Consider the following 18,652-nt stretch of genomic DNA (forward strand, 5'->3'; position numbering starts at 1 on the left):
CGTTACTTCCGCAGCTCGATGACGGTCTGGCCGATCCGGATGCTCGTGCCGGCCTCGACGGGGACGGCGCCGTGGATCTGCTGCTGACCGACGAAGGTGCCGTTCGTGGAGTCGAGGTCCTCGAGCACCCAGCCGGCCTCGTCACGGTAGATGCGGGCGTGCCGCCCGGAGGCGAAGTCGTCGTCGAGGGCGAGCGCGCACTCGGGGTTGCGGCCGATGAGAGTGCCGGAGTCCTTGAGGCGCATCGTCGTGCCGGCCATCCGGCCGGTCGTGACGACGAGCTGGCTCGGCAGCTTGGCGCGGACGGCGCGGGCCGGGCGGTCGCGACCTTCGCTGCGGGCGGTGGGGGCGGTGGGGGCGGCGGGCCGACGCTGGACGCGCGTGCCGTACATGTCGCCGCGCAGGACGCCGGCCACGCTGAAGACGAAGAGCCACAGCAGCACGAGGACGGCCAGGCGCAGGATCGTCAGGGTCAGTTCACTCATGGGTCACGTCACTCACGGGTCGGCGGCGTCACCGGCGGCCGGTGCGGAAGGTGACGGTGGTGCGGCCGACCGTGATCCGGTCGCCGTCCTGCAGGCGCTGCCCCGTGGTCCGGTCGCTGTTGACGAAGGTGCCGTTGGTGGAGCCGAGGTCGCGCAGGCTCGCCACGTAGCGGGGTCCGTCGTTGGTGATCCGGATTTCGCAGTGGCGGCGGGAGATGCCCGGGTCGTCGAGGATGACGTCCGCGCTGTCGTCGCGGCCGAGGACGGTCATCGGGCCGATCAGGGGGTAGCGCTCGCCGTCGACGTCGAGCCAGGGGCGGTCGGCGAAGGAGGCCGGTCGCGGCGGGGCCGGCGGCGTGGTGGGGCGGCGCGCCGGGGCCGGGGCCGGGGCGGCGGCGGCCAGGTCCTCGGGCTCACGCAGCGGGTCGACGGCGGGCATCTCCATCGAGTACTCGTCGTAGGGGTTGTCCGGGTCGGTGCCCTCGAGCTCGTCCGGGTAGTCCGCGTCGTAGTCGTCGTCGCGCGTGCTCGACACGGGAGGGCGGGCGGTGGGGCGCTGGGCATCGTCGGCCTCGGCGGGGCGGCGGACCGTCGCGGGGCGGACGCGGAAGACGCCGGTCTCGAGTTCCTCGTCGGCCTCGAGCGCGACCTGGACCGGACCACCGGGCTGGTAGCGCTGGGAGTCGGCGTGCTCCTCCGCTGCGGCGATGAGCTCCTGCTCGAGCTCCTCGTCGAACTCGGCGAGGCGCTCGAAGTCGCCCGGGCTGAGCTCGATGGTGAAGAGGTTGGGGACGATGGTGCGTCCGCGACCGAGCACGGCGGCGCGGTCGTCCATGGCGCGCCGGATGGCGGAGGCGATCTCGAGCGGCTGGACCTCGGCGCGGAAGGCGCGGGCGAAGGCGCCGACGACGGCGCGCTCGAGCTTTTGCTCCATGCGCTGGAACAGGCTCATGCGTCGCTCCTCCTTCGGTGGGTGGTCCGTGTGGTGCTGCGGTGCAGATGGTGCTGGCCCGGATCGGGTCGCTTCGATCCTAACTGGCTGACCCTGCACGACAACTGAACCTGCAGGTGGGGGGCCCGCGCGCCACGCGGGCGTCGGCGGTGGGGTGTCCAGCCGGGTTTGGACGAAGGGGGGTCCATGCAGCACACTAGGTCTGCTCCGATGAGGGGCACACTCACTGCGCGAGTGGCGGAACGGCAGACGCGCTGGCTTCAGGTGCCAGTGTCCGCAAGGGCGTGGGGGTTCAAATCCCCCCTCGCGCACGTACCTGAGAAGGACCCCCGACGTGATCGTCAGGGGTCCTTCTCCATGTACATCGAGCCAGCGGGATCCGTCCCCCCGCCCCACCAGTATCGGGTCACCCGATATTCGCAGCCGTACCCGACTTCGCATGTCGGGTGAAGCGCACCTTTGTCGGGTGAAGCACCCGGCTCACGGCCGCCGCCCCGAGTTTGGGACACCTGATGTCCCAAACTCGACCGAAGGGGGCCCGCCGCCCCGAGTTTGGGACACCTGATGTCCCAAACTCGACGGCTGACGTGCCGGGGCATCGCGCTCGGCCCGCAGCGGGGCACCTACGATCGAGGGCGTGTCCGAGCCCTCCCTGACCGTCCTGCTCCTCCTCGCCCTGGCGGGACTCTCGGCGGGATTCGTCGACGCGGTCGTCGGCGGAGGCGGGCTCGTCCAGCTGCCCGCGCTGCTCGTCGCCTTCCCCGGGGCCCTGCCCGTCCAGGTCCTCGCGACGAACAAGCTCGCCTCGATCTGTGGCACGACGGCCAGCTCGGCGACGTACTACCGGCGGGTCAAGCCGGACCCGCGCACCTTCCTGCCCCTCATGGCGTTCGCCTTCGCCGGCGCTGCCGGGGGATCGGTCGTCGCGAGCCACATCCCGAAGTCCGCCTTCAACCCGATCATCCTCGTGGCGTTGATCGTCGTGGGTGCCTACGTCCTCTTCAAGCCGACGATGGGCGAGTCGACGCAGTTGCGCTGGGACGGGCACCGGCACCGCATCGGCGCCATGCTCACCGGCCTGGTCATCGGCTTCTACGACGGCGTCCTCGGCCCCGGTACGGGCTCCTTCTTCGTCATCACCCTCGTCGGCCTCCTCGGCTACAACTTCCTCGAGGCCTCCGCGAAGGCGAAGCTCGCCAACTGGGCCACCAACCTCGCCTCGCTCGCCGTCTTCGTCCCGCAGGGCGCCGTCATGTGGAAGGTCGGCCTGCTCATGGGCGTCGCCAACCTCCTGGGCGGCTACATCGGGGCCCGGACCGCGGTGGCGAAGGGGTCCGCCTTCGTCCGGATCTTCTTCGTCCTCGTCGTCGGGGCCTTCATCGTCAAGATCGGCGGCGACGTCTTCGGCGTCTGGTCCTGATCCGACCGTTGCTCGGACCTGCCGACGACGGTCGTCCGCGCTAGCGTGAAGTGGCCACGCCGCAGGGACGGCACGGCACACACCGAACCGTGGAGGAAGTCATGGACGAGTCCAACGAGAAGGTCACCGAGGAGTTCGCCGCCGAGCACGACCCGGCGAACCACGACATCGCCGCGGGCGAGGAGTTCCGTCAGCCGACGGACTGGACCGCGGAGGATCATGGCGGCCCGCAGGTGTGGGACAGCGAGGGCACCCTCGTCGAAGGACACGACCCGCGGCAGAACGCCGACGGCACCCTGCAGACGGGCGTCGGCGGAGCGCTCGGCGCCACCGGTGGTGCGGGCGGCGACCAGGGCGCCGATGGCCGCCGGATCTCGTCGATCGAGGAGATCCGCGACGGCGGCTACGGCATCGGGTCGGCCGCGACCCTCGAGGACGGCGCCCAGCCCTTCGGGCACGACGTGAAGGCGTGGGAGGACACCCGCACCCACCTCCAGCCCGGCGACGAGGGCTACGACGGCGTCGACCCGCACCTCTGGTTCGCCGACGGCGAGTCCGCCGAGCGCGCTGGCTTCCCGCACGCCCACTGAGCGAAAGGCTTCACGATGACCCAGCCCAGCACCCTTCGTCGCCTCCTGGCCGTCGGCGCGGCGACCGCCCTCGCCATGCCTCTCGCCACCTCCGCGGTGGCCGCCCCACCCTCGACCGACGCCGACTGGGACGTCACGGTCGTCGACCCGGACCAGGGGTTCCGTGGCCTCGACGCCGTCGACCGGGACACCGCATGGGTCACCGGCGGCAGTGCCTCCGGCGGCGAAGGCGGCGTCTTCCGCACGACGAACGGCGGAGCGCACTGGGAGGACGTCCGCCCGGCCGGCTCCGAGGGCTTGATGGTCCGGGATGTCGAGGCGCGTGACGCCGAGACGGCCGTCGTCCTCGCCATCGGACCCGGCGAAGCCTCCCGGATCTACCGGACGACGGACGGCGGCGCGACGTGGGCGGAGACGTTCCGCAACACCGAGGAGGCCGCCTTCTACAACTGTGTCGACTTCGCACCGGGTGGCCGCGACGGTCTCGCGGTGAGCGACCCCGTCGACGGGCGCTTCCGCATCCTGCGCACCGCTGACGGGGGCGCGTCGTGGGAGGTCCTGCCGACGGCGGGGATGCCGGATTCGACCGGGGAGTTCAACTTCTCCGCGAGTGGTGACTGCCTCGTCATGGACGGGCGCGATGCGTGGTTCGGCTCGGGCGGCGCGGACTCGCGCGTCTTCCATTCGCGGGACCTCGGCATGACGTGGACGGCCACGGACAGCGGGCTGCCCGCCGGTGAGGCCGCCGGCGTCTTCGGGATGGCGACGAAGAACCCGCGCCAGGCCGTCGTCGTCGGTGGCGACTTCGCCGCCCCGGACAACGGGACGGACGCCGCCGCCACGACGCGCGACGGCGCCACGTGGACCGGTGGTGGCGACGTGGCCCACCTGGGTGAGGACGCCGCCTTCGTCCCGGGCACGCGGGCCACGGTCCTCGCGGTCGGCCAGGGCGGTGCCATCGGCGGGACGAGTCGCAGCCTCGACGGCGGACGGACGTGGACGCAGGTCAGTGACGAGGCCTTCCACACGCTCGACTGCACCAACGACGGCAGTTGCTGGGCGGCCGGTGGGGGCGGTCGCGTCGGACGGCTCGATCTGCACTGACCCGCTTCACGGGTGACGACAGGCCGCGGGGCCGGATCCATGACGGATCCGGCCCCGCAGTCTGTGCGACGGTCGGCTCACTCGTAGTGGACCGTGGCGCCGAAGGCCGTGACGTAGGCGGACCCGCAGCTCACGGAGGCGCGGTAGCCGTCCTTCGTCCACGCCGAGTACTTCCAGTACGAACCGCCCTGCCCGCGTGGCGCCGCCCGAACAGCCGTCGGGGTGACCCGACGACCGCCAGCACGTCTTGGGTGATTCACGACCAGGCCTCACCGAGCGTCGCCACGACGACCCAGGAGGCCAGCCCGCACACGAGCGCGAAGCTGGCGGTCCAGACGAGCGTCGGCACCCCGGTCAGGTGGGCGAGGACGCCGGGGTCGCTCGAGCGGCCGCCGCGCAGGACGGCGCCCAGGTGCCGCCAGGCGCCGACGACGAGGACGATCCCCACGCCGACGAGGACCTGCGCGCGCACGGTGTCGTCCGCCCACCACCACAGCGCGAAGGTCGCCCCGAGGGCGACCATCACGACGATCGCCGTCAGCGCGGAGCGCACCCGGATGAGCGCGATGAGCAGCCCGACGAGGATCACGGCCAGCCCGGGTCCGGCCCACCCCGTCCCGGCGAGCCAGGTGAGGACGGCACCGACGACGGCGGGCGCGGGGTAGCCGGCCCAGGTTGAGGCCACCTGGCCCGGCCCCCGAGCCGGCCCGCGGGTGACGGCGTGACCCGACATGTCGCCGCGCACGACGAAGCCGGTGAACTGGCGGCCGACGAGGACGCCGACGCCCGCATGCCCGAGTTCGTGGACGAGCGTGATGCCGACGCGCAGCACGCGCCACAGGGGGTCGATGGCGACGGCCGCCAGCGCGAGCAGGAGGACCACGCTCAGCTCGGAGGCCCCGAGGGTGACGTCGTGCGCGGCCGGCAGCAGCCGTCCGGCGATCCCCGTCAGCAGCCCGTCGTCCATGCCGCGGAACCTAGCCCACCCACCTGTCCGGCCCCCTGGGCGACGACCCCGGGCCTGACATCGGGCCCGTATTGGGCCTGACTTGGGCCCCGGATGGGGCCCGCGGGCCCACGACCGGGCGACCTTCGCGCACCTACTCTGGCGCTGCCCGGTTGGATCTCAGGGGAGCCGACCGGGCCTCAGCCAAGGGAGATCATGGACACGAAGCGCGCCCGAACCGGCCGGATCAGGGGGCTCCGTCACGCACTCGCGGAGACGGGTGCGGCCGGGCTGGAGTACGTCGCCGGCGTCATCACGGCGGCCTTCCTCGTCGGCGCCGTCTTCATCGCCATCTCGCCCCAGAGCGCGGACATCCGCGGTGCGGTCTGCCGCGCGGTGGGCCAGGTCGTCCAGACCGACCTCGGCTGCGCGCCGGGTGGAGGCGACACCGAGGACGAGGCCCAGCCACCGACCGACCAGGACTTCGAACCGGAGAAGTGCAAGATCCACGAGACCGGTGACGAATACAGCTCCGTCATCAAGATCGGCTTCATCGAGATCGGCGAGAACGCCGGCTTCGTCGTCACGGAGTACAGCGACGGCACGGTCACGATGATGGCGACCAACGGCGCCGAGATCGGGGCCACGGGCGGTTTCGGTGCCGATGCCGCGTGGGGCGAGATGGAGGCCGAGGCGAAGATCGACTTCGGCGGCGGGGTGACGTTCGACTACGGCAGCACGTGGTCCTTCGAGAACCAGGACCAGGCAAACGAGTTCCGCGACGACCTCGATGCCTACCTGATGTACCAGTACCAAATCACGCACCCGACGTGCGCGATGGGGACGTGCATCCCCTACATGGGTCCCTCGGTCGACCCGCCGCCGGTCCCCTCGACCACCTTCGGCGGCATCGGTGTCAACGGTGACGTGACCGGTGACCTCGGGATCTCCGCCGGCAGCGACACGCCGCTGAGCACGACCCAGCTCACCGACCAGGGCTTCAGCGCGTCCCTCAGCCCGCAGGCCCAGTGGACCGTCACCAACGACAACGGCAACACCCCCGACGACGCCTCCGACGACACCCGGACCTATGTCACGGACATGTCCCTCAACGGCGAACTGACCGGCCAGGTCGGTCTCGCGACCGGTGGCGGTGGCTCCATGGTGGGCATGTCCCTGTCGGTCAAGAAGGACGCGGACGGCAACATCATCGAGATCCAGATCGTCTCCACGAGCGAGGTGACCTCGGCCGGTGGCGGCGAGGGCGAAGCCGAGGTCAACAACGGTGGGACGCCGACGCGCAACGGCGGCTCCGGCAGCATCAACGCGGGGTCGACCAACGGCGACGTCGTCGTCACCGAGACGACGCTGGCCCTCGACCCGGAGAACGCCGAACAGCAGCAGATCGCGACCGACTGGCTGGGTGGCACGGGCAACTACGAGTGGCCCGGACTGATCAGCCTCAACGACGCGAACCCCGCGCAGGCCGACCCCGAAGACCCCTTCGGGACGCTCCTCTTCGAGAACGCGACGAGCAGCAGCATCGCCTACGACCACGTCACCGACGTCGCCGGATTCGCGCTCAACGTCAAGTTCGGGATGGCCTTCGGCGTGGACTTCTCCATGGAGAACTCGGAGACGACCGCGACGGAGGCGACCTACCTCGGAGCCCCCCGCGCCGACGGCACGCGACCGGTCCTCGACTACACCGAATGCGTGGCATGATGCGCGGCGTCCGCGCCGGCGGCGCGACACAGACCCGACGGAAGGTGACCATGCGGGCCCGTATGTGCACGACAGTCATGACGGTGGCGGCCGTGGTCGGCCTGTCCGCCTGCTCGAGCGGTGGCCCCGCCGGTGGAGGCGCCGCCGAGGGCTGGACGGAGGTGAAGGTCGGGCGGCTGACGCTCGAGCGACCCGCCGACTGGACCGAGGAGTCGCCCACCGGGGAGGCCTGGGACACGAAGTACGTCGGCGACGGCATCGAGCTGCAGGTCTCCGGCGAGTTCAGCGACGACCCCACCGCGAATGCGGCCCTCAGCCGCCTCGACCTGCCGGCCACGCTCCGCCTCGAGGGCTACAAGGGCGGCGGGATGCAGGACCTCGAGGTCGAGGGCGCCGACTCCGCCATCCGCAGCGACTTCACCTTCACGCACGAGAAGGAGACGTGGGAGGGCACCTGGGTCATCGCCGGCCAGTGGCCCCATCCTCAGACGGCCGCCGTCGCGATCAACGGGGCCAACCCCGACCCGGAGACGGTCCGGCACATCATCGAGAGCCTGACCTTCGAGAAGAAGCAGGGATGACGCGTCGATGACCAGGACGACGAAGGCGGCCCTCGCGTCGGCGCTCACGACGATCGCCCTCGTGTGGGGGATCACCCGCCTGGTGATGGCGCTCGTGATCGTCGTGGGTCCGGTGGCGGCGGTCGGCGGCGGCCTCATGGCCGGATGGCTCGCGCCGCGCCTGACCCTCGGTGCGCGCGTGGGTCTCGCCGCCGTCGTCAACGTCGTCGCCGTCGTGGTGATGGCCCTGCTCGTGGCCGGGGCGGGGGGGCAGCCCGCTCTCCACCCCGGGGCTCGCCGTGGGGTGGCTCGCGACCTTCGTCCTCATGACGGTCGCGCACGTCGGTGCGGCCGCCCTGATCGCGGGCGGGGCCCGAACGGGTCAGCGGTAACCACCCGTTCGGGCCTGACGCGCCACCGGGCCGGCGCACAGACTGACAGGCATGGGCGAGCCTCCGGGTGCCTTCGTGGCCCGACAGGGGGAAGTGCGCCATCTCGTGGCCTTGGTCCACGCCGATGACGGAGGGCACACCCTCGTCACGGCCGCCCCGGGCATGGGGAAGACGGCGCTCGCACGGCACGTCCTGCGGGAGGTGGACGGCAGCGCGGGGCACGTCCTGACGGCTCGGCCGACCGCCTTCGACGAGCAACTCCCCTTCAGCGCCCTGTCCGAACTCCTCTCGCCTGTCGGGGAATCCGTCATCGAGGCGCTGCCCGCGCCGCAGCGCCGCGCGCTGCGCGCCGCGCTGCTGCACGACGATCCGGGGGCCGAGGTCGACCCCCGCGCCGTCGCGGCCGGGTTGGGCACCGTCCTGCGAACCCTGGCACCGGTCCTGATCGTCGTGGACGATGCCCACTGGCTCGACGCGTCGACCCGTTGGGCGCTCGGAGTCGTCCTGCGCGGCGCCCACGACGGCCGAGTGCGGCTGCTCGCCCTGGGGCGACCCGCGACCGTCGAGCCCTGGCTGCCCGACGACACCACCGAGGTGACCCTCGGCCCACTCGACGAGGAGGAGATCTACGACGTCGTCCGCGCCGAGCTCGGTGTCGAACTCGACCGGGGGCGACTCGACGCGGTCGCCCGGGCCTCAGGCGGGAACCCGTCGCTCGCGCTGGAGGTCGCCCGGCTCCGGGTGCAGGAGGACGACGAGGCGGTGGACTCGTCGGCGCCAGCGGGCGTCGACGCACTCGCCGAGGCGCGCGTGCGTGCCTTCCCACCATTGACGCGGGCCGCGCTGCTGATGGCGGCGCTCGCCACGGAGCCGCGGGTCGCGGACGTCGCGGCCGCGTGCGACGTCGACGTCCCCGCGTTCGTGGAGGCCCTCGCGCCCGCCGAGGCCGACGGGCTCGTTCGCCTCACGGACGTCGTCGAGTTCGCGCACCCCCTCTTCGCCCACGCGGTCGTCCACTCCGTCGCCCACGTCACCGTCCAGGCGGCCCATGCCCGTCTCGCCGAGGTCGCCTCCGGGAGCGAGGCGCGGGTGCGTCACCTCGGGCACGCGGGCGACGACCCCGACGACGACCTTGCCGCGGACCTCGAGGCGGCCGCTCACGAAGCCCGCGCTCGCGGAGCCTGGGACACCTCACTGGAACTGCTCGAACGCGGAGTTACGCGATCGCCGGTCGACTCCGTGCAGCGGGACCGGCGCCGGCTCGTCCTCGCGGACTGGCTCATGGTGGCGGGGCGCCACGACCGGGCCGAGGCCCTCCTTGAGGAGCTCGCCCGCTGTCACGACTCCGACATCCGGTGCGAGGCGCTCCTCCACCTGGGCATCCTCAGCCAGTCCACCGGCACCCGTCGCGAGACCGACGCGATCATCGCGCGGCTGGGCGCCGAGCGACCATCGGCGCTGACGCTCGCCGCGCGTCTGGTCCACCTCGAGGGGTCGACCCCGCGGGCCATCCGGCACGAGCAGGTCACCGGGGCACGCCGGATCCTCGAGGCACTCGAGTCCACCCCCGACGTCGACCGGGTCCTCGCGGCGGCGTTGACCTGCGAGGGACGGTGGCACCACCAGCGGCTCGACCCGCGCCCGGAGCTGCTCGAGCGGGCCGTCGCGCTCCAACGGTCCGCCCCGCCACCGCTCGTGTTGTCCCGCGCCGACTTCGTGCTGGCCAAGCAGGCCCTCTTCGCCGATCACCACGACGAGGCCCGTGCCGAGCTGACGAGGATCGCGAAGGAGGCCCTCGCCCTCGGCGACGACGTCTCCGCGGCGGAGGTCGTGGCCACCCTGGCGCACGTCGAGATGCGCGCCGGCCAGTGGGACCGCGCCCTGCGACTGCTCGACCGCTCCGCACGGCTCGCGACGACCGACTTCGTGCCGCACTGGTTCGCCGAGGTGACGCGGATGCCGATCGTCGCGCTGCGGGGCGACCTCGCGGGCGCCCGCCGCATCCTCGCCGACGCGATGCCCCACCTCGAGCACGCCGACGACCCGCTGCTGTGGTCCGTCGCGCACGCCCTCCACGTGTGGTCGGTCATGGGCTACGGCCTGCACGAGGAGGCCTACGAGGCCGCGGGACGCTCCTGGGCCCGAGCGCAGGAGGCCGAACTGCTCGATGTCGGCAACGTCGTCATCGTCACGGACCACGCCGAGGCGGCCCTGGCTCTGGGGCACGTGGCCGAGGCCGAGGCCATTCACGCGGAGGGGCTGGAGCGGGCCAACCGGATGGGCCGCGACTCCGTGGCAGCCGGGCTCGAGCGCGTGCGTGTCTGCCTCCTCGCCGCCACCGGGCACGTCGAGGAGGCCACCGAGGCGGTGCCGGCGATGCTCGCGGGGTATGCAAGCCCGGACCGGCAGCCGCTCGAACGCGGCCGTGCCCACCTCGTCGCGGGCAGGGTGCTGCGCCGCGCCCATGCCAAGGCGCGGGCTCGGGACGAGGTGGAGAAGGCGACCTCGATCTTCGAGGCCATCGGCTGCCCCCCGTGGGAGGAGCAGGCTCGTGGGGAGCTCGACCGCATCGGGCTCCACCACCACACCGGTGACGAGCTCACGGAGACGGAACGGCGGGTGGCCGACCTCGCGACGATGGGGCTGCGCAACCGTGACATCGCGGCGTCGGCCTACCTCAGCATCAAGACGGTCGAGGCCAATCTCGGGCGCGTCTATCGCAAACTCGGGATCCGTGGGCGGGCAGAGCTGGGTCTGGCCCTCGCGGACCTGCCCGGCGCGTCGCCGGTCCCTGCTCCTGATACATCGCGGGTCCATGGCGAGGGCGCCGATGGCCCGTCGACCCACCCGGTCGGTTTCTGACCCTCGCCCGCACACCCTTCGACCCCGCACCCGCGCGGCCGTCACTGCCGAGGGTTTCACCCCTTACCGGCCCCCGACCCCGAGCCGCACGCTCAGCAGTGAGCCCGACGACCGCCGGGCACCGCGCCGGGGGGTCCGGCACACATCGAAAGGCACGTCATGTTTTCGTTCGTCACTCGACTCACCGCCAGCGTTGCCGCGCTGTTGATGGGTCTCATCGTCACCGCATCATCCGCCTTCGCCGAGCCGGCTCCCCTCCCGGGGGCTGACGGCCCGACGGGGGACGCGACCTCGAACGGCGTCACCAACTTCGTCACGCTCGATGGGTCCGACATCTTCGGCATGAGTTGGCAGGTCGCCGTCGGCCTGGGCGCCGCGGCCCTGGCCATCGTGCTGCTCGCCACGGTGATGGTTCACAACCGCCACCTGCATGCCGGGATGCCGGCCTGAGTGGCCACCGAGGTCTCCCTACCGCCAGTCGACGCCAGTCGGCTGGCGGTAATCTCGGATCGACACCGCAGTCGAACCCCCTGGGAGCCCCCGATGTTCGTCCCGCTCACCGTCAACCACTTCCTCGATCGCGCCGCACTGGCCTATGGCGAGCGCATCGCCGTCGTCGACGAGCCGGACCAGCCAGCCGCCCCGCTCGAGGGCGTGACGTACGCGCGGCTGCGGGAGCTGGCCCGGGGGCAGGCCGCCCACCTCGACGCCCTCGGCATCGCCGTGGGGGAGCGCGTCGCCGTCGTCTCGCACAACTCGGCCCGTCTGCTCGCGAGCTTCTACGGCGTCAGCGGTTCCGGCCGGATCCTCGTGCCCGTGAACTTCCGCCTCGCGCCCGAGGAGGTCACCTTCATCGTCAAGCACTCCGGCGCCCGGGTCCTCTACATCGACCCCGAGCTGACCACGCTCATCGACGAGGTCGAGGCGGAGCACGTCTTCGTCCTCGGTCAGGACGACGACCTCTTCGGTGCGGACCCGGCCGCGGCGCAGCCGCGGGAGTGGGAGCCGGACGAAGGGGCGACCGCGACGATCAACTACACGTCCGGCACGACGGCCCGCCCGAAGGGGGTCCAGCTCACCCACCGCAACCTGTGGACCAACGCGGTCACCTTCGGCATGCACGCGGGGATCAGCGACCGGGACGTCTACCTGCACACGCTCCCGATGTTCCACGCCAACGGCTGGGGCATGCCCTTCGCCATGACCGGTGTCGGCGCGAAGCACATCATCATCCGCAAGATCGACGGCGCCGAGATCCTCCGCCGGATCGAGGAGCATGGCGTCACCGTCCTCTGCGCGGCCCCGGCCGTCGTCAACAGCGTGCTCGCCGCCGCGGCGGACTGGGAGGGGGAGATCCCCGGGCGCGACCGGGTGCGTGTCATCTGTGCCGGTGCCCCGCCACCGACCGCGACGATCGCCCAGGTCGAGACCGACCTCGGCTGGGAGTTCATCCAGATCTACGGGCTCACCGAGACGTCGCCGCTGCTGACGATCAACCGCACCCGCCAGGAGTGGGACGACCTGGATCCGGAGGAGCGCGCACGTCGTCTGGTGCGCGCGGGTGCGCCCGCGCTCGGGGTGTCCATGTCCCTGGCCGAGGACGGCGAGCTGCTGGCCCGCAGCAACGTCGTCATGGACGGCTACTGGGAGCTGCCCGACGAGACCGCCCGCGTGCTCGACGGTGGCTGGTTCCACACCGGTGACGGCGGGACGATCGGCGACGACGGCTACGTGACGATCAGCGACCGCAAGAAGGACGTCATCATCACCGGCGGCGAGAACGTCTCGTCCGTCGAGGTCGAGGACGCGCTCTTCTCCCACCCGGACGTCACCGAGGTCGCGGTCATCGGCGTCCCGCACGAGAAGTGGGGCGAGACGATCAAGGCCCTCGTCGTCCTCGCGCCCGGCTCCACGACGACCGAGGCCGACCTCATCGCGTGGTGCAAGTCGCGCGCGGCCGGCTACAAGGCGCCGACGTCTGTCGAGTTCCGGGACGAACTGGCCCGCACCGCGACCGGCAAGCTGCAGAAGTTCAAGCTGCGCGCCCCGTACTGGGAGGGCCGCGACCGCCAGGTGAACTGAGCGGTCATGTCGCGCTTCGACGCACTGGGCCGTGGTTGGCTGGGGCCATGACCGACAACCGCGGCCCGCGGCCGACCTACGCCTCGCCCGTCATCCCGACCGTTCTGGCGGCACTGCTCTCGGTGGCCCTCGTCAGCAAGCTCGTCGACCTCGCCAACGGGACAGACGGGTGGGGCACGGCTCAGTGGGTGCTGCTCGTGCTCAACATTGCCGTCGTCGGCTGGTTCGTGCGTCAGGCGCTGCAGGCGCTGCGGGCGCGGCGTCAGCAGGGCGTCTCGAGCGTCTGAGCCGGCCCTCTTCCACCCGAGTTTGGGACATCAGGTGTCCATTCCTGGGGTTGAAGGCCCTCTTCCACCCGAGTTTGGGACATCAGGTGTCCATTTCTGGAGGCTGAACGTGCGTTCACGCGGTGTTCAGGGGGGACCGGGCTGGATTTCACGCCCCCATGGCGCCACCTCGCCAGACTGCGTTGGGCCGCTCGATCGAGCGGCACATGATCTGGGAGGAACCCACATGAAGAGCCCCCTTCGCGCCGGTGTCGTCGCCGGCAGCGTGCTGCTCACCGGCCTGGTCGCCACGGCCGGTGGAGCGTCCGCTGACAGCGTCCGCTTCTCCGACTTCACCCCGCTCGCCGCCTCGGCCGGTCCGACGGCCACGGAGGCCACGCCGATCACCTTCGGCAACCCGTCCCTCCTGCAGCGCTCCATCGTCTCCAAGCAGGAGCAGCTGGCCAAGGGCGAGCCCAACACCGGCGTCTTCGACATGAACGTCGTCAACGAGACCGGACACCAGCCCGGCTCGTTCCTCTTCACGCCGTTCGAGAGCCAGCAGTCCGGCATCCAGCGGACCGACCTCGCCTCGGGCGAGACGAAGACCCTGTGGATCAGCCCCGAACCCGAGCAGTTCAAGCGCTGGGACGGGTCGCAGTGGACGCCGCAGAACACGTACGTCACCGCTGAGGAGGAGTGGTGCGCCGACGCCGAGGGGTGCACGACGAACCCGTGGGGCCGCTTCTTCGAACTGACCAACCCCCTGACCGCCGACTCCGTGACCGAGGTCGGCGGCGAGGCCGCCAACGTCGAGCACCGCAACGTCATCCCGCGCATGTCCCACGAGGGCATCTCCTTCGACAAGAAGGGGAACATGTACGTCATCGACGAGTTCAACGGCGGCAGCATCTTCCGCTACACGCCCAAGGCCAGCAAGGGTGAGATCGCCGCGGGTCGCGCCGGCTACTTCGACGCCGGACAGACCTCCGTCCTGCGCGTCGGCGACGGCAACACCCCCAACGCGACCGGGTCGTACGCCTGGGTCCCGATCACCGACTGGCAGGGCAAGGGCCTCCCCGGCACGCTCACCATCACCGACCCGAACGGCGTGACGTCGGTCGACGGTCGCAACACGACCGACGTGCCGGCGTTCAAGGGCACCGACTACCAGCGTCCCGAGGACGTGCAGCTGAAGACCGTCAACGGTGTCGAGCGCCTCTACGTCGCCACCACGACGACGAACGAGGTCTACGTCATGGACCTCGGCTCGCAGGAGATCTCGGTCTTCGCCGACGCGTCGAGCACCGACCTCGCCACCGGTGCAGCCGCGGGCTCGAAGGCCTTCACCAGCCCGGACAACCTGGCCATCGACTCCGAGGGCAACATCTACATCGTCGAGGACCGCAATGGCGGCGTCGACAACGACATCTGGTTGGCCAAGGACCTCAACGACGACGGTGACCTCGGCGACGCGGGCGAGGGCATCGGCCGCTGGGCCTCCAACGGGACGGTCGGCTCCGAGTTCACGGGTCTCTACTTCGACCCGACCGACAAGCGTCGCGCGTGGGTGAACATCCAGCACCCGGCGTCGGGCAACGACCGGACGATCGAGATCACCCTGCCCTGAGCAGTCCCTCTCGTCGGACAGTGAGCCCGGCGGCACGCGGCCTTGGTCGTGTGCCGCCGGGCTTTCCGCTGTTGAGGGTCAGGCCGTGTCGAGGCGCGCGAGGTGCTCCGGGCTGAGGTGCAGGTCCATCGCCGCGAGCCCGTCGTCGAGCTGATCGACGGAACTGACGCCGAGGATGGGGCGGATGCTCGGGGCCGATGCGACGAGCCACGCGAGGACGACCTGCGCCTGGCTCGCGCCGATCTCACCCGCGACGTCGGCCAACGCGGACAGCCGCCGCGTCGTGCCGGGGTGGTCGTACGGCTCCGGGAAGGGGCGGTCGTCACGCACGTAACTGCCCTGGATGAGCGGGCTGTAGGCCCACACCTCGATCTCGGGATGTTCGGTCACGTAGTCGAGGGTCTCGTCGGTGACCCACCCGAAGCGGTGGTCCTTGCCGGGGACGGTCGTGTCGGGGCGCGGCCGGACGTAGGACGTCGTCAGTTGGAGGGCGGTGGCGGGGGTGAACCCTCGCGCGGTGGCCAGCGCCCGAGCCCGTTCGACCCGCCAGGTGGGGTGATTCGAGAAGCCGATGCGGGCGACCTTCCCGCTGGCGGTGAGGGCGCCGAAGGCGTCCACGGTCTCGGCGAGGTCGACGGAGCGGTCCTCGCCGTGCGCCCAGTAGAGGTTGATCGTCTCGACACCGAGGCGCTCGAGGCTCCGATCTGCCTCCCGCGCAACGGTTTCCGCCGACAGCCCCTCCCACGGCGCCTCGAAGACACCGGGCTCGCGCGGCTCCTGGCCGACCTTCGTCGAGAGGACGAGGTGCTCGCGCAGGCCCTCGTTCTGCGCGAGCCACCGCCCGATGACCTGCTCGCTCTGGCCGCCGGCGCCGGTGTCGCTCGCCCAGAAGGCGTAGCAGTTCGCCGTGTCGAGGACGCGACCGCCGGCCTCGACGTAGCGGTCGAGCAGCGCGAAGGCGGTCGCCTCGTCCGTCTTCGTGCCGAAGTACATCGTGCCCAGGACCAGAGGGAGGCTCATCCCGTCAGCCTAGGCACCCGCCCCACCCCCGAGGAATGGACCGCTGATGTCCAAAACTGGGGGTGAAGGGGCGGATCGGGCCGAGTTTGGGACACCTGATGTCCCAAACTCGGGAGAGCGGGCGAAGGGGGGCGGGGGTGGCGTCAGGCGCCGGTGGCGCCCACGATCCCCCGCACGACTCCGTCCTGGGCACCCACGACCAGTTGCGGCCCGCCGTCGCCCGCCGCGCCGTCGACGAGCGCCGGCGTGCTGAACGTGTTGGCGGTGAAGAGTTGCCGCAGCGGTGTCGCCGCCCCCGACCGAAGGTCGATCGTGACGAGCAGCCCGCCGGTCCCCACGAGGAGCGCGCGCTCCCCGCCGGGCACGAGGACGGGGCCGGCGTTGAGGACGCGGGGTGCCGTGGGGGTCGTCCACGTCGCGGTGCCCGTCGTGGGATCGACGAGCGACGCCCGGCCGAGTTCGTCGGTCAGGAGCAGCGCCCGATCGCCCACCGTGAGCGCCGGGGCGTAGATGTAGGACCCGCTGCGCCGCCAGCGTTGCTCGCCCGTGCTCCGGTCGAGCGCCCAGGCGCCCGAGACCGTCGAGACGAGCACTCCGCCGTCGGGCAACAGCTCGATCGTGTCGTCCCACGGACCGTAGATGAGGCGGGTGTAGGCCGTCGTGCGGGTGTTCGTCGTGAAGGACCAGAGCCGCTCGCCCGTCGCTGCGTCGACGGCGTAGGCCTTGCCGTCACCGGCTCCGGCAATGACGAGGTGGCCGTCGATGGCGGGGCGCCCCGCGGACATGACGGGGATCTCGACATCCCAACGGATCCGGCCGTCGGCGGTGTCGAGGAGGACGAGGCGGTCGCCGGCCGCGAGGGCCACGACCTCGGTCCCCGAGACCTCGCCGACGACGGGCGACGACAACGCCGGGCTGCCGAGGTCCCGCGACCACCGGCGGGCGCCGGTCGAGGCGTCCAGGGCGTGCAGGTGGTGGTCGGCGGACGGGACGAGGATGACGGCGCCATCCCCGGCGAACGCGGGCCCGCGGTGGACCGGGCCGACCTCGACGCGCCACTGCTCGCCCGGCTTCGCGCCCCTCGGCCGCAGGCCGACGACCGTCCCCGACGTGCTCGCGGCGACGACGAGCCCGTCGTGGGAGGCGAGCGCGCCCTGGACGTGACCGCCAAGGGCGATTTCCCAGGCGACCTTCGCCAGCTCGGGGTCGCCGGGGTGGACGAGGGTCTGGGTGTGCTCGATGCCGGCCCCCGTCTCGTCCTCGACGCGGACCTGGACGCGGTGGATGCCGGGCGGCAGGCCGGGGGTGGTGACGGTCCCGATCCAACGGTTCCCGGCGCGGGTCAGGCCGGTCCAGCCGGCATCGTGGGTGCCGCCGAAAACGCCCTGGGGATAGAGCTTCGCCGTCGCGCTGACGGCCGCCGGCTTGGCGGTGACGTCGACGGCGATGGCGCCGCCGGCCGCGGCGATCTCGCTCTTGACGGTGAGGGGGCCGACCTCGGTCCCGGGCCCCTTCCGCCCGAGCGGGATGACGGCGACGTCGTCGCGCGTCGGCGGGGCGTCGGAGCCCGCGACGGGCAGGACGACGCGCTGGACGACGAGGGCGTCGCCGCCGTCCGCGGTCCGGGCGCGCTCGACGAGGTAGTAGAGCGGCTGCCCCTTCGTCGCCCGGCCGGTCACCTGCGTGAGCCCGTTGAGGTGATCGTTCTCCTCACGGTGGATGTGGCCGGCGAACATGGCTCGCACCGCAAAGGGGCGGATCGTGTCGAGGAGCGCGTCGGTGTCGTTGACGTAGTAGTTCCGGCCGCCCATCGGGTAGTGCTGGAAGAGCAGGCTCGGCGTCCTGGCCCCGGCTGAGGCGAGGTCCCGGTGCAGCCAGGCCAGGTCGTCGGGGCCGTGGAGCCCGGGCTCCTGGAGGATCTGGGTCGGGTCGAGGGCGACGAAGTGGATGCCGTCGGCGTCGAAGGAGTACTGCGAGGGGCCGAACCACCGCTCGTAGGACTCGAGTGCCGTGGGGTCCCAGCGGACCTCGTGGTTGCCCGGCACGTGCTTGACCCGGTCGAAGAGCGTGTCGGGGATCGTGGCGCGATAGGCGGCGAACTCGGTGTCGTGGCCGTACTCCGTGATGTCGCCACAGTTGAGGACGAAGGCGGGGTCCTCGGCCTCGACGGCGGCGAAGACGCGTCGCAGGTTGGCCAGGTTGGAGGGGACGTCGACGTCGGCGTGGGTGTCGGTGAGGACGACGAAGCGCAGCCCGCCCGGGACGCGCTCGGCGGTGTCTGCCAGGAAGGCGGCCGGGGCCGACGCCTGGCCGAGTGCGCCGGCCGGTGGGGCGAGGAGTGCGCCGGCGCCGGCGGTTCCGAGGATCGTCACGAGTGAGCGGCGGGTGAGCAGCAGGTGGTCCATGGGGCGGACGTTAGGCACCGGACCGGTGCTCCACCCGGCGCGGAGATGACCGCTCACTGAACACTCGGTCAAGGCCGGCGCCCCCCGAGGAATGGACCGCTGATGTCCAAAACTGGGGGGAAGGGGGCCGCGCGCCCCGAGTTTGGGACCGCTGATGTCCAAAACTCGGGGGAAGGGGAAGGGGAAGGGGAAGGGGAAGGGGGCGGGGGCGCG

Annotated in this window: 16 protein-coding genes and 1 tRNA gene; 11 read left to right on the forward strand and 6 right to left on the reverse strand. The window is 71.7% G+C overall.

The genetic code is table 11. The features are described 5' to 3' along the window. Nucleotides 1–2 precede the first annotated feature (2 nt). Together ACQBAS_RS00170 and ACQBAS_RS00175 are read right to left on the reverse strand one after the other, a co-directional pair. Nucleotides 3–485: an FHA domain-containing protein FhaB/FipA gene (locus ACQBAS_RS00170; protein WP_427384289.1), complete on the reverse strand. Its 483-nt coding sequence runs from the start codon at nt 483–485 to the stop codon at nt 3–5. Between the two features lie 28 nt (nt 486–513). Continuing rightward, nucleotides 514–1,437, reverse strand: coding sequence for an FhaA domain-containing protein (locus tag ACQBAS_RS00175; RefSeq protein WP_427384290.1), 924 nt, complete (start codon nt 1,435–1,437; stop codon nt 514–516). Between the two features lie 228 nt (nt 1,438–1,665). Between ACQBAS_RS00175 and ACQBAS_RS00180 the strand changes: the two genes are divergently transcribed. The 4 genes from ACQBAS_RS00180 to ACQBAS_RS00195 all read left to right on the forward strand — a co-directional run bounded on the left by ACQBAS_RS00180 (nt 1,666) and on the right by ACQBAS_RS00195 (nt 4,551). After that, nucleotides 1,666–1,748: transfer RNA gene (locus ACQBAS_RS00180), tRNA-Leu, on the forward strand. Between the two features lie 326 nt (nt 1,749–2,074). Then, on the forward strand, nt 2,075–2,857 hold the full coding sequence (locus ACQBAS_RS00185; RefSeq protein ID WP_427384291.1) for a sulfite exporter TauE/SafE family protein: 783 nt from the start codon (nt 2,075–2,077) through the stop codon (nt 2,855–2,857). A gap of 101 nt (nt 2,858–2,958) precedes the next feature. Then, entirely contained in the window at nt 2,959–3,447 is a 489-nt protein-coding gene (locus tag ACQBAS_RS00190; RefSeq protein ID WP_427384292.1) for a hypothetical protein, read from the forward strand. A gap of 15 nt (nt 3,448–3,462) precedes the next feature. Further along, complete coding sequence (locus ACQBAS_RS00195; protein WP_427384294.1) at nt 3,463–4,551, forward strand: WD40/YVTN/BNR-like repeat-containing protein; 1,089 nt, start codon at nt 3,463–3,465, stop codon at nt 4,549–4,551. A gap of 77 nt (nt 4,552–4,628) precedes the next feature. Here the strand turns inward: ACQBAS_RS00195 and ACQBAS_RS00200 are convergent, their stop codons facing one another. Both ACQBAS_RS00200 and ACQBAS_RS00205 read right to left on the reverse strand, forming a co-directional pair. Continuing rightward, complete coding sequence (locus ACQBAS_RS00200) at nt 4,629–4,811, reverse strand: hypothetical protein (protein WP_427384295.1); 183 nt, start codon at nt 4,809–4,811, stop codon at nt 4,629–4,631. Further along, nucleotides 4,808–5,518: a M50 family metallopeptidase gene (locus ACQBAS_RS00205; RefSeq protein ID WP_427384296.1), complete on the reverse strand. Its 711-nt coding sequence runs from the start codon at nt 5,516–5,518 to the stop codon at nt 4,808–4,810. The genes ACQBAS_RS00200 and ACQBAS_RS00205 overlap by 4 nt, the downstream gene beginning before the upstream one ends. A 195-nt stretch (nt 5,519–5,713) precedes the next feature. On the opposite strand from ACQBAS_RS00205, the gene ACQBAS_RS00210 reads away from it, so the two are divergent. The 7 genes from ACQBAS_RS00210 (at nt 5,714) to ACQBAS_RS00240 (ending at nt 15,014) form a co-directional block, all read left to right on the forward strand. After that, complete coding sequence (locus ACQBAS_RS00210) at nt 5,714–7,222, forward strand: hypothetical protein (protein ID WP_427384297.1); 1,509 nt, start codon at nt 5,714–5,716, stop codon at nt 7,220–7,222. Nucleotides 7,223–7,284: 62 nt separating this feature from the next. Continuing rightward, a complete protein-coding gene (locus ACQBAS_RS00215) occupies nt 7,285–7,803 on the forward strand; it encodes a hypothetical protein (protein WP_427384298.1) in 519 nt (172 codons plus the stop codon). Nucleotides 7,804–8,225: 422 nt separating this feature from the next. Continuing rightward, on the forward strand, nt 8,226–11,036 hold the full coding sequence (locus ACQBAS_RS00220) for an AAA family ATPase (RefSeq protein WP_427384299.1): 2,811 nt from the start codon (nt 8,226–8,228) through the stop codon (nt 11,034–11,036). A 159-nt stretch (nt 11,037–11,195) separates the two neighbouring features. Next, nucleotides 11,196–11,486, forward strand: coding sequence for a hypothetical protein (locus ACQBAS_RS00225; protein ID WP_427384300.1), 291 nt, complete (start codon nt 11,196–11,198; stop codon nt 11,484–11,486). Nucleotides 11,487–11,579: 93 nt separating this feature from the next. Continuing rightward, nucleotides 11,580–13,118, forward strand: a complete 1,539-nt coding sequence (locus tag ACQBAS_RS00230; protein WP_427384301.1) for an AMP-binding protein — start codon at nt 11,580–11,582, stop codon at nt 13,116–13,118. A gap of 47 nt (nt 13,119–13,165) precedes the next feature. After that, nucleotides 13,166–13,405 carry a hypothetical protein gene (locus tag ACQBAS_RS00235; protein ID WP_427384302.1) on the forward strand — a complete coding sequence of 80 codons (240 nt, stop codon included), beginning with the start codon at nt 13,166–13,168 and terminating at the stop codon, nt 13,403–13,405. Between the two features lie 226 nt (nt 13,406–13,631). Further along, nucleotides 13,632–15,014, forward strand: a complete 1,383-nt coding sequence (locus tag ACQBAS_RS00240) for an alkaline phosphatase PhoX (protein ID WP_427384303.1) — start codon at nt 13,632–13,634, stop codon at nt 15,012–15,014. A 78-nt stretch (nt 15,015–15,092) separates the two neighbouring features. Here ACQBAS_RS00240 and ACQBAS_RS00245 read toward each other — a convergent pair whose 3' ends face one another. Further along, entirely contained in the window at nt 15,093–16,034 is a 942-nt protein-coding gene (locus tag ACQBAS_RS00245) for an aldo/keto reductase (protein ID WP_427384304.1), read from the reverse strand. Between the two features lie 143 nt (nt 16,035–16,177). Next, nucleotides 16,178–18,439: a PQQ-binding-like beta-propeller repeat protein gene (locus ACQBAS_RS00250; RefSeq protein ID WP_427384305.1), complete on the reverse strand. Its 2,262-nt coding sequence runs from the start codon at nt 18,437–18,439 to the stop codon at nt 16,178–16,180. Nucleotides 18,440–18,652 lie beyond the last annotated feature (213 nt).

The organism is Janibacter zhaoxuefangae, from assembly GCF_050271985.1.
GTDB lineage: Bacteria > Actinomycetota > Actinomycetes > Actinomycetales > Dermatophilaceae.